18 protein-coding genes and 1 pseudogene are annotated in these 16,510 nt (G+C 68.2%); 13 read left to right on the forward strand and 6 right to left on the reverse strand.

All coding sequences use genetic code 11. The features are described 5' to 3' along the window. Positions 1–2,127, reverse strand: a complete 2,127-nt coding sequence (gene tkt / locus IEY84_RS15990) for a transketolase (RefSeq protein ID WP_183545516.1) — start codon at positions 2,125–2,127, stop codon at positions 1–3. Positions 2,128–2,310: 183 nt separating this feature from the next. Here tkt and IEY84_RS15995 point away from each other — a divergent pair, with 183 nt between their 5' ends. Both IEY84_RS15995 and IEY84_RS16000 read left to right on the forward strand, forming a co-directional pair. After that, positions 2,311–3,249: a heme o synthase gene (locus IEY84_RS15995; protein ID WP_183545515.1), complete on the forward strand. Its 939-nt coding sequence runs from the start codon at positions 2,311–2,313 to the stop codon at positions 3,247–3,249. Positions 3,250–3,267: 18 nt separating this feature from the next. Then, positions 3,268–3,873, forward strand: coding sequence for a hypothetical protein (locus IEY84_RS16000; RefSeq protein WP_183545514.1), 606 nt, complete (start codon positions 3,268–3,270; stop codon positions 3,871–3,873). Positions 3,874–3,893: 20 nt separating this feature from the next. Here the strand turns inward: IEY84_RS16000 and IEY84_RS16005 are convergent, their stop codons facing one another. Genes IEY84_RS16005 through IEY84_RS16015 form a run of 3 tightly spaced genes read right to left on the reverse strand, consistent with a single transcriptional unit; the run spans position 3,894 to position 6,554 of the window. Further along, positions 3,894–4,796, reverse strand: coding sequence for a COX15/CtaA family protein (locus tag IEY84_RS16005; RefSeq protein ID WP_221208835.1), 903 nt, complete (start codon positions 4,794–4,796; stop codon positions 3,894–3,896). After that, entirely contained in the window at positions 4,793–5,584 is a 792-nt protein-coding gene (locus IEY84_RS16010) for an ABC transporter permease (protein ID WP_183545512.1), read from the reverse strand. Before IEY84_RS16010 ends, IEY84_RS16005 begins: the two co-directional genes overlap by 4 nt. Next, positions 5,577–6,554 carry an ABC transporter ATP-binding protein gene (locus IEY84_RS16015; protein WP_229788735.1) on the reverse strand — a complete coding sequence of 326 codons (978 nt, stop codon included), beginning with the start codon at positions 6,552–6,554 and terminating at the stop codon, positions 5,577–5,579. The genes IEY84_RS16010 and IEY84_RS16015 overlap by 8 nt, the downstream gene beginning before the upstream one ends. Before the next feature lie 271 nt (positions 6,555–6,825). Between IEY84_RS16015 and IEY84_RS16020 the strand changes: the two genes are divergently transcribed. From IEY84_RS16020 to IEY84_RS16030, 3 genes and pseudogenes are all read left to right on the forward strand, one after another. Then, positions 6,826–7,467 (forward strand): VOC family protein, encoded by a 642-nt coding sequence (locus IEY84_RS16020; protein WP_183545511.1) that lies wholly within the window; start codon positions 6,826–6,828, stop codon positions 7,465–7,467. Further along, positions 7,433–7,903 carry a PPOX class F420-dependent oxidoreductase gene (locus IEY84_RS16025; RefSeq protein ID WP_183545510.1) on the forward strand — a complete coding sequence of 157 codons (471 nt, stop codon included), beginning with the start codon at positions 7,433–7,435 and terminating at the stop codon, positions 7,901–7,903. The genes IEY84_RS16020 and IEY84_RS16025 overlap by 35 nt, the downstream gene beginning before the upstream one ends. A 157-nt stretch (positions 7,904–8,060) precedes the next feature. Then, a pseudogene (locus IEY84_RS16030) lies at positions 8,061–8,450 on the forward strand (RtcB family protein); the annotation flags it as partial. Between the two features lie 64 nt (positions 8,451–8,514). On the opposite strand, the gene IEY84_RS16035 reads toward IEY84_RS16030, so the two are convergent. Further along, positions 8,515–9,111: a methyltransferase domain-containing protein gene (locus IEY84_RS16035; RefSeq protein WP_183545509.1), complete on the reverse strand. Its 597-nt coding sequence runs from the start codon at positions 9,109–9,111 to the stop codon at positions 8,515–8,517. A 104-nt stretch (positions 9,112–9,215) separates the two neighbouring features. Here IEY84_RS16035 and IEY84_RS16040 point away from each other — a divergent pair, with 104 nt between their 5' ends. The 8 genes from IEY84_RS16040 to IEY84_RS16075 all read left to right on the forward strand — a co-directional run bounded on the left by IEY84_RS16040 (position 9,216) and on the right by IEY84_RS16075 (position 16,013). After that, a complete protein-coding gene (locus IEY84_RS16040; protein ID WP_160022623.1) occupies positions 9,216–9,599 on the forward strand; it encodes a hypothetical protein in 384 nt (127 codons plus the stop codon). A 94-nt stretch (positions 9,600–9,693) separates the two neighbouring features. Next, entirely contained in the window at positions 9,694–10,425 is a 732-nt protein-coding gene (locus tag IEY84_RS16045; protein WP_183545508.1) for a helix-turn-helix transcriptional regulator, read from the forward strand. Then, positions 10,422–11,840, forward strand: coding sequence for a Fe-S cluster assembly protein SufB (gene sufB / locus IEY84_RS16050; RefSeq protein WP_183545507.1), 1,419 nt, complete (start codon positions 10,422–10,424; stop codon positions 11,838–11,840). Before IEY84_RS16045 ends, sufB begins: the two co-directional genes overlap by 4 nt. Further along, positions 11,840–13,021 carry a Fe-S cluster assembly protein SufD gene (gene sufD, locus IEY84_RS16055; protein WP_183545506.1) on the forward strand — a complete coding sequence of 394 codons (1,182 nt, stop codon included), beginning with the start codon at positions 11,840–11,842 and terminating at the stop codon, positions 13,019–13,021. The genes sufB and sufD overlap by 1 nt, the downstream gene beginning before the upstream one ends. Further along, positions 13,018–13,776: a Fe-S cluster assembly ATPase SufC gene (gene sufC / locus IEY84_RS16060; protein ID WP_183545505.1), complete on the forward strand. Its 759-nt coding sequence runs from the start codon at positions 13,018–13,020 to the stop codon at positions 13,774–13,776. The genes sufD and sufC overlap by 4 nt, the downstream gene beginning before the upstream one ends. A 1-nt stretch (position 13,777) precedes the next feature. Beyond that, the gene (locus IEY84_RS16065; RefSeq protein WP_183545504.1) at positions 13,778–15,031 is read left to right on the forward strand and encodes an aminotransferase class V-fold PLP-dependent enzyme; all 1,254 of its coding nucleotides are present in this window, start codon (positions 13,778–13,780) and stop codon (positions 15,029–15,031) included. A gap of 23 nt (positions 15,032–15,054) precedes the next feature. Continuing rightward, positions 15,055–15,486: a Fe-S cluster assembly sulfur transfer protein SufU gene (gene sufU, locus IEY84_RS16070; RefSeq protein WP_275944481.1), complete on the forward strand. Its 432-nt coding sequence runs from the start codon at positions 15,055–15,057 to the stop codon at positions 15,484–15,486. Positions 15,487–15,677: 191 nt separating this feature from the next. Then, a complete protein-coding gene (locus IEY84_RS16075; RefSeq protein ID WP_183546281.1) occupies positions 15,678–16,013 on the forward strand; it encodes a metal-sulfur cluster assembly factor in 336 nt (111 codons plus the stop codon). A 58-nt stretch (positions 16,014–16,071) separates the two neighbouring features. On the opposite strand, the gene IEY84_RS16080 is transcribed toward IEY84_RS16075, so the two are convergent. Then, a complete protein-coding gene (locus tag IEY84_RS16080) occupies positions 16,072–16,413 on the reverse strand; it encodes a WhiB family transcriptional regulator (protein ID WP_183545502.1) in 342 nt (113 codons plus the stop codon). Positions 16,414–16,510: the final 97 nt, after the last annotated feature.

The following is a 16,510-nucleotide window of genomic DNA, read 5'->3' on the forward strand; positions in this document are numbered from 1 at the left end:
TCATGCTCCCTTGTTGATAGCGGCGAGGCTCTCCTTGGCGGCCGTGACGACCGCCTCAGGAGTGAAGCCGTACTCCTTGAACAGCAGCGCGCCGGACGCCGAGGCACCGAAGTGCTCGAGCGAGACGATCCGGCCGGCGTCGCCGACGTACTCCCGCCAGCCCTGCTTCACACCGGCCTCGACGCTGACGCGCGCCTTGACGTTGGGCGGGATCACCGAGTCACGGTAGTCCTGCTCCTGAGCCTCGAACCACTCCAGGCACGGCAGCGAGACGACGCGGGCGCCGATGCCCTCCTTCGCCAGCTCCTCGCGGGCGGCCACTGCGTACTGCACCTCGGAGCCGGTGCCGAGCAGCACGACGTCGACGGTGCCGGTGGGGGAGTCGAGGAGTACGTAGCCACCCTTCGCGACGCCGCTGGTGTCGGCCCAGTGCTCGCCAGTTTCGGCGTCCTTCCCGCGCGGGAAGGTCGGCAGCGCCTGACGGGTCAGGATGAGCGCCGAGGGGCGGTCGTGGTGCTTGAGCACCTCGAGCCATGCGGCGGCGGTCTCGTTGGCGTCGGCGGGACGGACCACGTCGAGGCCCGGGATGGCCCGGACCGCGGCGAGGTGCTCGACCGGCTGGTGGGTCGGGCCGTCCTCGCCCAGACCGACGGAGTCGTGGGTCCAGACGTGGATCACCGGCAGCTTGGACAGCGCCCCGACGCGTACGGCGCCTCGCATGTAGTCGGAGAACTGGAAGAACGTGCCACCGAAGGCCTTGGTCGGCGAGTGGGCCACGATGCCGTTGAGGATCGCGCCCATGGCGTGCTCGCGGATACCGAAGTGGAGCACGCGGCCGGCGTAGGGGTCGCCCTTCCACTCGTGGGTGGAGCGGTCCTCGGGGACGAAGCTGGGCGCACCGGAGATGGTGGTGTTGTTGGAGCCGGCGAGGTCGGCCGAGCCGCCCCACAGCTCGGGCAGGACGGGCGCGAGGGCGTTGATCACCTTGCCGGAGGCGGCGCGGGTCGCGATGCCCTTGGCGTCGGCCTCGAAGGACGGCAGCGCGTCGGCGATGCCGTCGGGGAGCTCGCCGGCCTGCATCCGCTCGAGCAGCTTGGCGCCCTCCGGATTGGCCTTGGCCCAGGCGGCCTCCTCGGCACGCCAGGCCTCTTCGGCCTGCTCGCCGCGCTCGATGAGCTTGCGGGTGTGAGCAAGCACCTCGGGGTCGACGTCGAAGGACTTGGCCGGGTCGAAGCCCAGGATCTCCTTGGTCGCGGCGACCTCCTCGACGCCGAGCGCGGAGCCGTGGGCGGCCTCGGTGTTCTGGGCGTTGGGGGCAGGCCAGGCGATGACGGTCCGGAGCACGATCAGCGACGGCTGGTCGGTGACCTCGCCGGCGGCGTTGATCGCGTCGAACAGCGCCGGCACGTCCTCGGTGTAGTCGGTGCCGTCGTTGGTCCAGTCGACCTCCTGGACGTGCCAGCCGTAGGCCCGGTAGCGAGCGGCGACGTCCTCGGTGAACGCGACGTTGGTGTCACCCTCGATCGAGATCCGGTTGGCGTCGTAGATCATCGTCAGGTTGCCGAGCTTCTGCGTGCCGGCGATCGAGCTGGCCTCGCTGCTGACGCCTTCCTGCAGGTCGCCGTCGCCGGCCAGGACGTACGTCTTGTGGTCGAACGGGCTCGGCTGGTCGACCGGGGTGTCCGGGTCGAGCAGGCCGCGCAGCCGGCGCTGGGCCATCGCGATGCCGACGGCGTTGGCGACACCCTGGCCGAGCGGGCCGGTGGTCACCTCCACGCCGCGGGTGTGGCCGCGCTCGGGGTGACCCGGGGTCAGCGAGCCCCAGGTGCGCAGGCTCTCCAGGTCGCCGAGCTCGAGGCCGAAGCCGCCGAGGTAGAGCTGGATGTAGAGGGTGACGCTGGAGTGGCCGACGGAGAGCACGAACCGGTCACGGCCGAGCCAGTCGGTGTCGGCAGGGTTGTGCTTCATCACCTTCTGGAAGAGCAGGTACGCCGCCGGGGCCAGGCTCATCGCGGTGCCAGGGTGGCCGTTGCCGACCTTCTGCACGGAGTCCATGGCCAAGACGCGGACGGTGTCCACGGCCTTGCTGTCCAGATCGGTCCACTCGAGTACAGGTTTGGTGCTCACGAGGTGCCTTTTCAAGGTAGTAGAGCCAAATTCGTAGAGTCCACGTGGGACTGCTTGGGCTGGCCGTGGGGGCTGCCGAATCCGAGCCTACTCACGCTCCGGGTTAGACTGCGAGCCGCATGCTGCGAACTGTTGCTGTGAGCCGCGTGTGAAGCCTCAACCCGATCGAGAAGGATCTTCTCAGTGACGCACGTCGAACAGCCGGTCCCCGACCTCGACCAGCGTAGCGACCGCGCGTCAATGCGCGATGTCATCTCGGCGTACGTCTCCTTGACGAAGCCCCGCGTGATCGAGCTGCTGCTGCTCACCACCGTGCCGGTGATGTTCTTCGCCGCCCAGGGTGTCCCGGGCGTCGGCCTGGTCGCGGCCACTGTCGTCGGCGGGATCTTCTCGGCCGGTTCGGCCTCGGTCTTCAACTGCGTCTACGACCGCGACATCGACGAGCAGATGAGGCGTACGCGGCGCCGCGCCCTGCCGCGGCACGTGGTCACTCCGGCCGCGGCACTGATCTTCGGGTCGGTGCTCGCCGTCCTGTCGGTCGTCGTGCTCGGGTTCTTCGTCAACTGGCTCTCCGCGGGTCTCTCGCTGGCCGCCAACGCGTTCTACGTCTTCGTCTACACGATGCTGCTCAAGCGGCGCACCACGCAGAACATCGTCTGGGGCGGCATCGCGGGCTGCTTCCCGACCCTGATCGGCTGGACCGCGGTCACGGGCTCGGTGAGCTGGGAGCCGCTGATCCTGTTCATGGTCGTCTTCTTCTGGACCCCGCCGCACACCTGGGCGCTGGCGCTGCGCTACCGCGAGGACTACGCGCAGGTCGACGTGCCGATGCTGCCGGTGGTCCGCTCCGCCCGCCACGTGGGTGGCCAGATCGTGGCGTACTCCTGGGTCATGGTCGCCACCTCGCTGCTGATGTGGCCGCTCGCCTCCACAGGCTGGCTCTACCCGGTCGCAGCCATCGCTCTCGGCGCCGTCTTCCTCGTCCAGGCCCACCAGCTGCACGCCCGCGCCAAGGGCACCGAGGACCTCACCAAGATCCGCCCGATGCAGCTGTTCCACTCGAGCAACCTCTACCTGAGCCTGCTCTTCGTGGCCCTCGCGGTCGACCCGCTCCTGCGCTGATCCCGAAGGCGCCAGGCGGTGTGGTCGCGTGCCGTCCGCCTCGCGGTGGAGGCGCTGGCGTGGTTTGCCGTCGCGGTAGGCCTGATCTGGTTGCTGCTGACGTTGTCGCTGGGCGAGGCGGCCTCGGTCGACCCGCGCCGTCCCTTCCCCGCTGAGCTGCGTTACTGGGCCCCGATGCTGGCGGCGACGTGTCTGCCGGGTGGGGTGCTCACCTTGGTGCTGATACGCACTCCGCCGGCTGCGCGGATCTGCGCCGGCCTCACCGGCGTGATGGTGGTCGCGGCGGGGTTCAGCATCCGCCTCGTGCCCGATACGGCAGATCGGGTTGCTCCCTTCTACCAGTGGGTTCCGATCGCCGCGGGCGCCCTGCTCGTCCTGTTCGCGCTGATCGGCTGGCGACCGTCCAGCGACCGTCCTCCCATCGAACGTGGACTGGAGTCGGTGCTGCTGGCGATCCTGTTGCTCGGCAGCGCGTTCGTCGTCGGCGCCTGGGCGTTGCTGATGTCAGGCGACTGGATCGGGGCGTACGAGGATCAGGAGTCGACCTGGCACCTGGGCGGTCCCGAGGCGGTGCTCATCTTCGTCGGGCTGGTCGCGGCCGGCCGACAAGCGCTGCGCCGCTGACCCGGTCTTCTGGCCGATCCTCAGGCGGTGTGGGCGCGGGTGGAGACCACGACGCGGGCGAGGCCGGCGGAGATCAGGGCGGCGCCGAGCATGTGGAAGCCGACGAGGAGGACAGGGAGGTCGGTGAGGTACTGGACCCAGCCGATCAGGCCCTGGGCGAGCTCGATGACCAGCAGGACGACGGTGACCCGGCGGACGTACGCGTTCTTGCGGCCGAGCCACAGCGTGATCAGGGTCGCGGCGATGAGCGCGTAGACGGCGTAGGCGTGGATGTGGGACACCAGCGCCGGGTCGAGGCCGGTGCGGCGGGACTCGAGGTCGCCGGAGTGGGGGCCGGAGCCGGTCACGACCGTGCCGAGCCAGAGCGAGAGCCAGCCGACGACGAAGGTGACCACGGCTGCGACGCGTACGTTGCGCGGCGCGGCTTCGCGCCCGGGGGAGCGGATCTCGTCGAGCAGCCAGACGCACAGACCGACCATCGCCATCGAGGCGAGCAGGTGGAGCGCGACGACGTAGGGGTTGAGCTGGCTGAGGACGGTGAATCCGCCGAGGACCGCCTGGAGCGGGACGCCGAAGGCGATGATGATCGCCAGGTTGCGGATGACACCTCGACGGTTCCAGGCAGCGACGACGACCGTGATGGCGATCGCGGCCACGACGTAGGTCAGCAGCCGGTTGCCGAACTCGATGACGCCATTGATCCCGAGCGCCTCGTGAGCCACGTAGGACTCCTCAGTGCACTTGGGCCAGGTCGGGCAGCCGAGTCCGGAGCCCGTCAATCGGACCACTCCGCCGGTGACCACGATCCCGATATTGGCGATCAGGTTGGCCACCGCCAGCCCGAACAGGTGCGCGCGGAGCCAGTCGAGAACCTTGTCCTTGGCCGAGGGAGTCGGGCCGGTTGCGGGTTCGGTGGACGTCATTCCCACTTGAAGGTCCTAGCTGTGAGGGTGGAGCCGAGAACGGCCCAGATCAGGAGTACGCCGAGGTCTCGCCAGGCCGGGACGCCGTCGAGGAACGCAGTGCGTACGGCCTCTCCGAGCGCGCCCGAGGGAAGCCAGCGAGCCACGTCGCCGTAGGCGCCGTAGGCCGTCAGCGGCAGCACCACGGCGCCGCCGGCCAGGAGAAGCAGATAGATGAGGTTGGCCGCGGCCAGGGTCGCCTCGGCGCGCAGCACGCCGGCCACGAAGAGCCCGAGCGAGGCGAAGGCCAGCGTGCCCATCGCGATGGCGAGGAAAAAGGCGAGGACGGTGCCGAACCCCGCGGCGGGGGTCCAGCCGAGGATCTGGCCGACGGCGCCGATGATGAAGAGCTGCACGAGCTGTACGCAGCCGAGCGCGAGCACCTTGCCGGCGAGCAGGCCGATCCGGGGGAGCGGTGAGGCACCCAGGCGTTTGATCACGCCGTAGCGCCGCTCGAACCCGGTCGCGATCGCGAGGCTCGTGAAGGAGGTCGACATGATCGCCAGGGCGAGGACGCCCGGGGTGAGGAGGTCGACCAGCGGCTGGTCGGCGCCGAGGTCGAGGTCGATCGCGTTGCCGGCGGTGACGCCGCCGATGAGCACCATCACCGGGATCACGACGGCCAGGAGGAGCTGCTCGCCGTTGCGGAGCATCAGCTTGGCTTCCATCAGCGCCTGGGCGACCACCTGCCTGGTGATCGGGGCGCTGCCGGGTTTCGGGGTGAACATCCCCGTGGCTGCCTCAGGCATGCTCGACCCCCTCGGTGAGATACAGCTCTCCGGTGAGGTCGAGAAAGACGTCCTCGAGGCTTCTGCGGCCGAGCGTCAGCGACTCCGGGAGGACGTCGTTCTCCTCGCACCAGCGGCTCACCTTGGCGAGGGTGGTCGGGTCGGCCTTGCCGGTGACCCGCATCGAACGCTCGTCGAGCAGGACGACTTCGGTGTCCTCGCCGAGCGCCTTGCGCAGCGACTCACGGGCGCCGGGCGGGAACGGTTTGGTCACGACCAGCCTCACGGTGGCGGTCGCGCTCATCCCATTTCCTGGGCCGCGGGTGAGCTCGAGCGGACTGCCCGAGGCGATCATCCGACCGCGGTCGATGATGTGCACCTGATCGGCCAGCTCCTCGGCCTCCTCCAGGTAGTGGGTGGTGAGCACGACGGTGACACCGTCGGCGCGCAGCTCACGCAACAGCTCCCAGGTCGTACGCCGCCCCTGCGGGTCCATCCCCGCCGTCGGCTCGTCCACGAACACCAGCTCCGGACGCCCCACGAGCGCCATCGCCAGCCCGAGCCGCTGCTGCTGCCCGCCGGAGAGCCGTCGGTAGGGGGTGCGACCGCACTCGTCCAGACCCAGTCGGTCGGCCAGGTAGTCGATGTCGAGCGGATGGGCGTGCAGTCGGGAGATGTGCCGCAGCATCTCCATGGCGCGTACGCCGCTCCAGGCCCCTTGGCCCTGCAGCATCACACCGATCCGGGGGAGCAGCTGCTTGCGGTCGGCGATCGGGTCGAGCCCGAGCACCCGCACCGTCCCCTGCTGGGGCTTGCGATAGCCCTCGCACGTCTCCAGCGTGGTCGTCTTCCCGGCCCCGTTCGGCCCGAGCACCGCCGTGATCGAGCCCGCCGCGACGCTCAGCGAGAGTCCGTCGACGGCTCTCTTGCCGCCGTAGGTCATGCGCAGGTCGCGTACCTCGACAGCGGGCCTGGCGACGGAAGATTCCACGGCGGCAGTCTAGGAAGGCCCACGCCACCGGCCCAATCGCGTACCTGTGCATCCGCGGATTCTTAGGTGTCTATAAGGACGTTGGCCGCCCAACTCCCACCGAAGGACGGCCAACGCGGGGATGAGACGGCGATGCCCCCAGGGTCATGACGTGATCGCAGAACCACAAGATCTGCACAGAAGATCAACAACCCGATTCGGTCGCGGGCGGGGGTCAGGAGCGGTCAGGAATCGAGAAGCCTCGAGGTCCCTGGGTTTCTAAGGTCAAGACATGTTCACTCTTCAGACCATCACCCTCGACGCAACCGACCCCACGGACGCCCGGGCGTTCTACGACAAGGCCTTCGGCCTCACCGACCAGATCTCGGTACGCCAGGGCCCGGGCACCGGCACCGGCCGCCCGTTCACGATCTCCCTGGTCGTCAGCCAGCCCTCGACTGTCGACAGCCTCGTCGACTCGGCGCTCGCGGCCGGCGCCATCTCCCTCAAGCCGGTCGAGAAGTCCTTCTGGGGCTACGGCGGCATCGTCCAGGCCCCCGACGGCTCCGTCTGGAAGATCGCCACCTCGGCGAAGAAGGACCGCGGCCCCGCCACCCGCGAGATCGACGACATCGTCCTGCTCCTCGGCGTCGCCGACGTCAAGGCGACCAAGAAGTTCTACGCCGAGCGCGGGCTCGGCGTGAAGCGGAGCTTCGGCGGCAAGTACGCCGAGTTCGAGGCCGCTCCCGGTGCCGTCCAGCTCGCGATCTACCCCCGGCACGCGCTGGAGAAGGAGACCGGCGTCGCGCTCGACCCGGCCGCTGCGTACGGGATCGTCCTGGGAGGTGGCGGCGAAGCCTTCACCGACCCGGACGGGTTCACCTGGCAGGCTGGGGACCATGGCACGCACGATCGCGACGAACACGACCGTTGATCTCGAGGGGCTCCTGGAGTTCGTACGTCCCCGCCACCAGATGATCCTGGTGACCAGCAGAGCCGACGGGTCCCCGCAGCTCTCGCCGGTCACCGGGGGCGTCGACGACGACGGGCGGATCGTGATCGCGACCTACCCCGAACGCGCCAAGACCCGCAATGCCCGCAGCCGCCCGAAGGTGAGCGTGATGGTCCTCTCCGAGGAGTGGAACGGCGCCTGGGTCCAGGTCGACGGTGAGGCCGAGGTGCTCGACGCGGCGAGCGGTGGGGAAGCGCTGGATGCCTTCGTCACCTACTTCCGCAACATCTCCGGCGAGCACTCCGACTGGGACGAGTACCGCCAGGCGATGGTCGAGCAGGGTAAGTCGCTCCTCCGGATCACCCCGAAGCGCTGGGGCCCGGTCGCCACCGGCGGCTTCCCCGCCCGCCTCGCCTGAGGTCGCGCCCGGTATTTGCCCGCCGCAACTCAATTGCCTGGCGTAGGCCGCGTCAGGGCGCGTCAGGTCATCGAACATAGAAGTAAAATACCCCGTCCTCATGGCATCTCGTCTGACCGCGAGCTGACGCTCTTCCTGGGGTCGCGAGGTCAACGCCCACCACAACTACGTCGCTCGGGAGACGTACGACGGCGTCGACCTGGTGGTCACCCGCAAGGGCGCGATCTCGGCCAAGTCCGACGAGTTCGGGCTGATCCCGGGGTCGATGGGCACCGGTTCGTACGTCGTGCGCGGGCTCGGCAACGAGGCGTCCTACTGCTCCGCCTCCCACGGGGCGGGGCGGAAGATGTCGCGTACGAAGGCGAAGAAGACCTTCAGCGTCGCAGACCTCGCCGCCCAGACTGAGGGCGTCGAGTGCCGCAAGGATGCCGGTGTCGTCGACGAGATCCCCGGTGCGTACAAGTCGCTGGAGAGCGTCATCGAGGCGCAGACCGATCTGGTCTCGGTCGAGGCCCGGCTGCGCACGCTGCTCTGCGTGAAGGGCTGAGGTTGTGAAGCTGAGGGTGGCCTATTGGTCACCCTTGGCTTCACAACCCTCGGGCGGGGGCGGGTCAGCGGCGCTGCCAGATCCCGAGGCGGTGGCTCCACGGCAGCCGCGCGTTCAGCCGGCGCGGCCCGGAGAGGTGGACCAGGTCGAAGTCGGGGCCGAGCGCGCGGGTCATGTCCTCAGGGACGTACGTCCAGGGCGGGCCCGGCTCCTCGCTCGGCCGGTCGATCGGGAAGACCCCCGACGCGACGCGCCCGCCGGGGCGTACGACCGCGCGGGCCAGGTCGCCGACGCGGCCGCGCCAGTCGGGCGGCAGAGCGCAGAAGAAGGTGTGGTCCCACATCAGGTCGACCGGCCCGCCGGTCGCGGCCAGGACGACGTCGGCATCGAGAGCGTCGCCGACCGCGTAGGTGACGTCCGGGTAGTGCTCCGCGGCGTAGGCGGCCGCCGTGGGGGAGAGGTCGACGACCGTCGTACGCCATCCGGCAGCCGCCAACCCTGCCGCATCGTGCCCGCGACCGGCGCCGGGCGCGAAGGCGGTGCCGGGCTCGCCGAAGAGCGCCGCGTTCTCCTCGATGTAGGCCAGGGGAGCGCCGAGGTCCCAGCCGGTCGTGCCGCGGACGTAGGCGGTATCCCAGTCGGTGGGGTCGTTGACCGTCATGGCCACAGTCTCTCGGGCCAGCGCGACGAGTGGGAGAGCGGGGCGCATGACGAGTCCTCGTTCCACGGTTCCGTGGGCCGTCGCGGACGGGTACGCTTTCGAACATGAGATCGACTGGCGGCGCGTCCCGGCGTGACGTACCGCTGCCGTTCGACGTCGTTCCTGGTGCTCTGCCCACGCCCGCGCGGCGGGCACCTGCGCCTGCACCTCAGGACGAGACTCTGGTCCACCGTCTTGTCGGCGCCCACCTCACGTCGCGAGGCCTCCCGCCCGGCTCCGACCTCGTGATCAACCCCCGCCGACCCAAGCGCGGTGAGGTGGCGGTCGTACGCTCCGGCGGTCGCATCCGGGTCGGCATCTTCGACCTCGAACGTGGTCGCACGGTCCTGCGCTCCGACCGCGGCACCCGCTGGCTGCCGCCCGACGCTGTCTACGTCGGCGTCGCCGCCCTTGCCTCTCCGACCCTTGACGGGATGCCGACGGGCTGATCCGGGGTGACGTACGACACGTCGTCACCGGCCAGCGAGCAAGTAAGGGTTGCCTTCGTTGAATCCCCTGGGGGAATAACGTCACAATGGTGTTGTGAAATTCGACGAGGGCACTCTGCAGCCCGCAGAGACCAACGAGGAGAGCACCCGCCAGCGGGTGGCTCGCTCGCTGCTCGTCGACGGTCCGCAGACGGCTGCGACGCTCGCGAAGCGGCTCGATCTCACCCCGGCCGCGGTCAGGCGCCACCTGGACGCGCTGGCTGATGAGGACGCCGTGGAGCAGCGCGAGCCGCGGACTGCGTCCACGCGTGGGCGGGGTCGCCCGGCCAAGCTCTTCGCGCTCACCGACCAGGGGCGGGACGGCTTCGAGAAGAAGTACGACGACCTGGCGGTCGAGGCGCTGCGGTTCCTCTCCGAGGTGGCAGGCGAAGAGGCAGTGCGGGAATTCGCGGAGCGCCGCGCGGCGTTCATCAAGCAGGGACTGGATCGGATCGCCGCCAGCGAGACGGATATCAGCCCCGCCCAGGTGCTCGCGAACGTGTTCACCGCCAACGGCTACGCCGCCTCCGTCAGGGAGCTGCCGCTGATCAACGGCCACGACGCCGGTGAGCAGCTGTGCCAGCAGCACTGCCCGGTCGCGCACGTCGCCCAAGAGTTTCCCGAGCTCTGCGAGGCGGAGACTGAGGCCATCGCAAAGCTGCTCGGCACCCACGTACAACGCTTGGCCACCATCGCCCACGGCGACGGTGTCTGCACGACGCACATCCCTCCTGGATCCTCCGGTCCCGGCGAAGTTTCGAAGAAGAAGGAGCAGGTCACGACATGACCTCCATCGAGGAGCTCAACCCTGAGCTGAAGGGCATCGGCAAGTACGAGTTCGGCTGGGCCGACTCAGACGTCGCCGGTGCTACGGCACAGCGCGGTCTCAACGACGCCATCGTCCGCGACATCTCCGGCAAGAAGTCCGAGCCGCAGTGGATGCTCGACCTGCGTCTGAAGGGTCTCAAGCTCTTCGGCCGCAAGCCGATGCCCACCTGGGGCTCCGACCTCTCGGAGATCGACTTCGACAACATCAAGTACTTCGTGCGTTCGTCGGAGAAGCAGGCGACCTCGTGGGAGGACCTCCCCGAGGACATCAAGAACACCTACGACCGGCTCGGCATCCCGGAGGCGGAGAAGCAGCGCCTGGTCGCCGGTGTCGCCGCGCAGTACGAGTCCGAGGTCGTCTACCACTCGATCCGCGAGGACCTCGAGGAGAAGGGCGTGCTCTTCCTCGACACCGACACCGCGCTCAAGGAGCACCCGGAGATCTTCCAGGAGTACTTCGGCACGGTGATCCCGGTCGGCGACAACAAGTTCGCCGCGCTGAACACCGCGGTGTGGTCGGGTGGCTCGTTCATCTATGTGCCCAAGGGCGTCCACGTCGACATCCCGCTGCAGGCCTACTTCCGGATCAACACCGAGAACATGGGCCAGTTCGAGCGCACCCTGATCATCGCCGACGAGGACTCCTACGTTCACTACGTCGAGGGCTGCACCGCGCCGATCTACCAGTCCGACTCGCTGCACTCCGCGGTCGTCGAGATCATCGTGAAGAAGAACGCCCGCGTTCGCTACACGACGATCCAGAACTGGTCGAACAACGTCTACAACCTCGTCACCAAGCGCGCCGTCTGCGAAGAGGGCGCGACCATGGAGTGGGTCGACGGCAACATCGGCTCCAAGGTGACCATGAAGTACCCGGCCGTCTACCTGATGGGCGAGCACGCCAAGGGTGAGACGCTCTCCATCGCGTTCGCCGGCGAGGGTCAGCACCAGGACGCGGGCGCCAAGATGGTCCACGCCGCCCCGAACACCTCCTCCTCGATCCTGTCGAAGAGCGTTGCGCGTGGCGGTGGCCGGACGTCCTACCGCGGTCTGGTCCAGATCAACGAGGGCGCTCACGGCTCGAAGTCCAACGTGCTGTGCGACGCGCTCCTCGTCGACCAGATCTCCCGGTCGGACACCTACCCCTACGTCGACATCCGCGAGGACGACGTCTCGATGGGTCACGAGGCCTCGGTCTCGAAGGTCTCCGCCGACCAGCTGTTCTACCTGATGTCCCGCGGCATGGCCGAGGACGAGGCGATGGCGATGATCGTGCGCGGCTTCGTCGAGCCGATCGCCAAGGAGCTCCCGATGGAGTACGCCCTCGAGCTGAACCGCCTGATCGAACTGCAGATGGAAGGAGCGGTCGGCTGATGACCGCAGCTGTACAGGAGGCTCTGGAGCTCGGCAAGGTCGAGTCCCACCTCCACCCCGAAGGCTCTTTCGACGTCGAGGCGCACGAGGTGCCGAAGGGTCGCGAGGAGATCTGGCGGTTCACGCCGCTCAAGCGCCTCAAGGGCATCCACGACTCGGCGCCGTTCGCCGACGGTGCGACCAAGGTGGAGGTCGAGGCAGCCACCGGCGTGACCGTCGAGACCGTTGCGGCCGATGACGCCGTACGCGGCACCTCCGGCCTGGTCCCGACCGACCGCGTCTCGGCGCGGGCCTGGGCGGCGTCGACAGGGGCCACCGTCGTGCGTATCCCGACCGACACCGTCATCGAGGGTGCGACCGTGATCCGTCACCACGGCACCGGCTCGCAGACTGCCGGCGCCGGTCACGCGGTGATCGTGGCGGAGAAGTTCGCCAAGGCGACCGTGGTGCTGGTCTTCGAGGGCTCCGCCATCGTCGCCGACAACATCGAGATCGTGGTCGAGGACGGTGCCGACCTGACCGTCGTCTCCGTCCAGGACTGGGCCGACGACGCCGTCCACCTCTCCACCCAGCACGCCAAGGTCGGCCGCGACGCCAACCTCAAGCACGTCTCGGTGAGCTTCGGTGGTGACGTCGTGCGCCACGACTTCACCGCTGAGTACGCCGGCCCCGGCGGCTCCGTGGAGGCGCTCGGCCTCTACTTCGCCGACGCCGGCCAGCACATCGAGCACCGACTCTTCGTCGACCACACCGCCCCGAAGACCAAGTCCAACGTGGTCTACAAGGGCGCGCTGCAGGGCGAGAAGGCCCACGCGGTCTGGATCGGCAACGTGCTGATCCGCAAGGAGGCCGAAGGCATCGAGACGTACGAGGAGAACCGCAACCTCATCCTCACCGACGGTGCCTGGGCCGACTCCGTTCCCAACCTGGAGATCGAGACCGGCGAGATCGAGGGCGCGGGCCACGCGTCGGCGATCGGCCGGTTCGACGACGAGCAGCTCTTCTACCTGCAGAGCCGCGGCATCTCCGAGACCGAGGCCAAGCGCCTGGTCGTGCACGGCTTCTTCAACGACCTGATCCGCCAGATCGGCGTCCCCGAGCTCGAGGAGAAGCTGACCTCGACGGTCGAGGCCGAGCTCGCGAAAAACATCAACACTCTGATCACGAAGGACAACGCATGAGCACGCTCGAGATCAAGGACCTGCGGGTCTCGGTCGAGACCGAGGACGGCGCCAAGGAGATCCTCAAGGGCGTGACCTTGACGATCAACTCCGGCGAGACCCACGCGATCATGGGCCCCAACGGCTCGGGCAAGTCCACCCTTGCCTACTCGATCGCCGGCCACCCGAAGTACACCATCACCGGCGGCACCGTCACCCTCGACGGTGAGGACGTCCTGGAGATGTCGGTCGACGAGCGCGCCAAGGCGGGTCTCTTCCTCGCGATGCAGTACCCCGTCGAGGTCCCCGGCGTGAGCGTGGCCAACTTCCTGCGCACCGCCAAGACGGCCCTGACCGGCGAGGCCCCCAAGCTGCGTACGTGGGTCAAGGACGTCAACGGTGCTATGGACAAGATGCACCTGGACCCGACCTTCTCGCAGCGCTCGGTCAACGAGGGTTTCTCCGGCGGTGAGAAGAAGCGCCACGAGATCGCTCAGCTCGACATCCTCGACCCGGCCTTCGCTCTGCTCGACGAGATCGACTCCGGTCTCGACATCGACGCGCTCAAGGTGGTCTCCGAGGGGATCAACGACTTCCGCGCTCGTGAGGGCAAGTCGGTCCTGCTGATCACCCACTACACCCGCATCCTGCGCTACATCAAGCCTGACCACGTGCACGTCTTCGTGGCCGGCCGGATCGCCGAGTCGGGTGGTCCGGACCTCGCCGAGGAGCTGGAGGCCAACGGCTACGAGCGGTTCACGAGCGCGGCGGTCTGACATGAAGGGTCTGCTGCCCGACCTGGATCTGGTCCGCAAGGACTTCCCGATCCTGGAGCGCACCTTCGACGGCGGCGAGACCCCGTTGGTCTACCTCGACAGCGCCAACACCTCGCAGAAGCCGCAGATCGTGATCGACACCATGGTCGACCACCTGGAGCGGCACAACGCCAACATCGCCCGGGCGATGCACCACCTGGGCGCCGAGGCGACCGAGGCGTTCGAGGGGGCGCGCGACACCGTCGCGCGCTTCCTCGGCGCGCCCGAGCGCGACGAGGTGATCTTCACCAAGAACGCCTCCGAGGGGCTCAACCTGGTCGCCAACACGGTGCCGCTCGCCCCTGGTGACGTGGTGGTGACCACCGAGATGGAGCACCACTCGAACATCGTTCCGTGGCAGCTGGCCACGCAGCGGTCCGGTGCGTCGTTGAAGTGGTTCGGGCTGACCGACTCCGGTGAGCTCGACCTGTCGAACATCGATGAGCTGATCACCCCGGCTACCAAGATCGTCGCGCTGACCTGGGTCTCCAACATGCTCGGCACCATCAACCCGGTCGCCGAGATCACCCGGAAGGCCCACGAGGTGGGTGCGCTGGTCGTCATCGACGCGGCCCAGGCTGCTCCGGTGCTCCCGATCGACCTGGCGTCGATGGCGGAGGAGGAGCGTCCCGACTTCCTCGTCTTCACCGGCCACAAGGTCGTCGGACCGACCGGCATCGGTGTCCTGTGGGGACGCCGTGCCGCGCTCGAGGCGCTGCCGCCGTTCCTCGGCGGCGGCGAGATGATCGCGACGGTGTCGATGGAGAAGTCGACCTATGCGCCGATCCCGCACAAGTTCGAGGCCGGCACCCCGCCGATCGCCGAGGCCGTGGGTCTCGGTGCAGCGCTGGAATATCTGATGCACGTGGGGATGGAGAACATCCACGCCCACGAGCAGGCGATCACGGCGTACGCGTTGGAGCGTCTCGCGACCGTCCCGGGTGTGACCGTGCTCGGTCCGGCCGACGCGGCCAAGCGGGGCGGTGCGATCTCCTTCGAGCTCGACGGGGTTCACCCGCACGACGTCGCCCAGGTCCTCGACTCCAAGGGCGTCGCCATCCGCGCCGGGCACCACTGCGCCAAGCCCGCCCACCAGCGGTTCGGCGTGCAAGCCTCCAACCGGATGTCGTCCTACCTCTACACCACGCCCGCCGAGATCGACGCGCTGGTCGAGGGGTTGGAATACGTACGTAGCTTCTTCAAGTTGGACAAGTGATGACTGCCGCGAACCTAGAATCGATGTACCAGGAGATCATCCTGGACCATTACAAGAACCCGCACGGGAAGGGTCTTCGCGACCCCTTCGAGGCGGAGGTTCACCACGTCAACCCGACCTGCGGTGACGAGATCACCCTGCGGGTGCACGTCGACGGCGGCAAGATCGAGGACATCTCGTACGACGCCCTTGGCTGCTCCATCTCGCAGGCCTCGGCCTCGGTGCTCAACGACCTGGTCGTGGGCAAGACGGTCGATGAGGCGTTGGTCATCCACGAAGAGTTCCTGCGGCTGATGCAGGGCAAGGGCAACGTGGAGCCCGACGAGGACATTCTGGAGGACGGCATCGCCTTCGCCGGCGTCGCCAGGTTCCCCGCCCGGATCAAGTGCGCGCTGTTGTCGTGGATGGCTTGGAAAGACGCCACCGCGAAGACTCTCGCTGAGGAGAACAGATGACTGAGACCGACCAGAGCACACACGACCACACCGGTCATGACCACGCCGGTCACGATCACTCCGACCACGATCACTCGGGTCACGACCACTCGGGTCACGACCACTCGGGTCACGACCACTCTGGTCACGACCACTCTGGTCATGATCACTCGGGCCATGGACACGGGCACGAGGCCCCGGAGTGGCAGGGCATGCGTTCGTCCACGGTCGAGGGCGCGAGCCTGAAGATCGAGGACGTCGAAGAGGCGATGAAGGACGTCGTCGACCCCGAGCTCGGCATCAACGTCGTCGACCTCGGACTGGTCTATGGGATCCACGTGGAGGAGCACTCCAACGTGGTCCTCGACATGACCCTGACCTCGGCCGCCTGCCCTCTGACCGACGTCATCCAGGACCAGACCTCGCAGGCCCTGGAGGGCATGGCCAACGACGTGCACATCAACTGGGTCTGGATGCCGCCCTGGGGCCCGGACAAGATCACCCCCGACGGCCGCGAGATGCTGCGCGCTCTCGGGTTCAACGTCTGAGAATCCACCGACGTGGGAGTCCTGGGTCACTGAGTGGCCTCAGGACTCCCACGTCATTTCACGCGACTCTTCCGGCTCTCGCGATCGCTTCCTGGCTGCGCTTGTAGGGCTTTCTCCCCGGAACCCTCGGGGTTTCTCGGGGTTTGCCGCTCTCCAGAAGCACACCGCCCCAGACGCCCCACTCCCGCCGGGCGAGACCGAGGTCGAGGCAGGCCTGGCGCATCGGGCAGCCCGTGCAGACCTGCTGGGCCTCGGCGAGCTGGGTGAGGTCGTCGGGATGAAAGAGCTCCGGGTCCTCGCCCACGCAGGCCCACTCGTCGGTCCGGGGAGTCGGGTGCTTCAGCGTCAGCTCGTAGGTCTTGGAGCTGAACCCCTCTCCGAATAGCGTGATGATCTCCATCTCGTTCACCTCCTGGTGATGCTGCTGAACACGGAAAGGGCCGCTCCGTCGATCGGAGCGGCCCTGGTGGGTGCGGTGAGCACCTACGTCTGATGCG

It is taken from the genome of Nocardioides albus, assembly GCF_014648255.1.
Taxonomy (GTDB): Bacteria; Actinomycetota; Actinomycetes; order Propionibacteriales; family Nocardioidaceae; genus Nocardioides; species Nocardioides albus.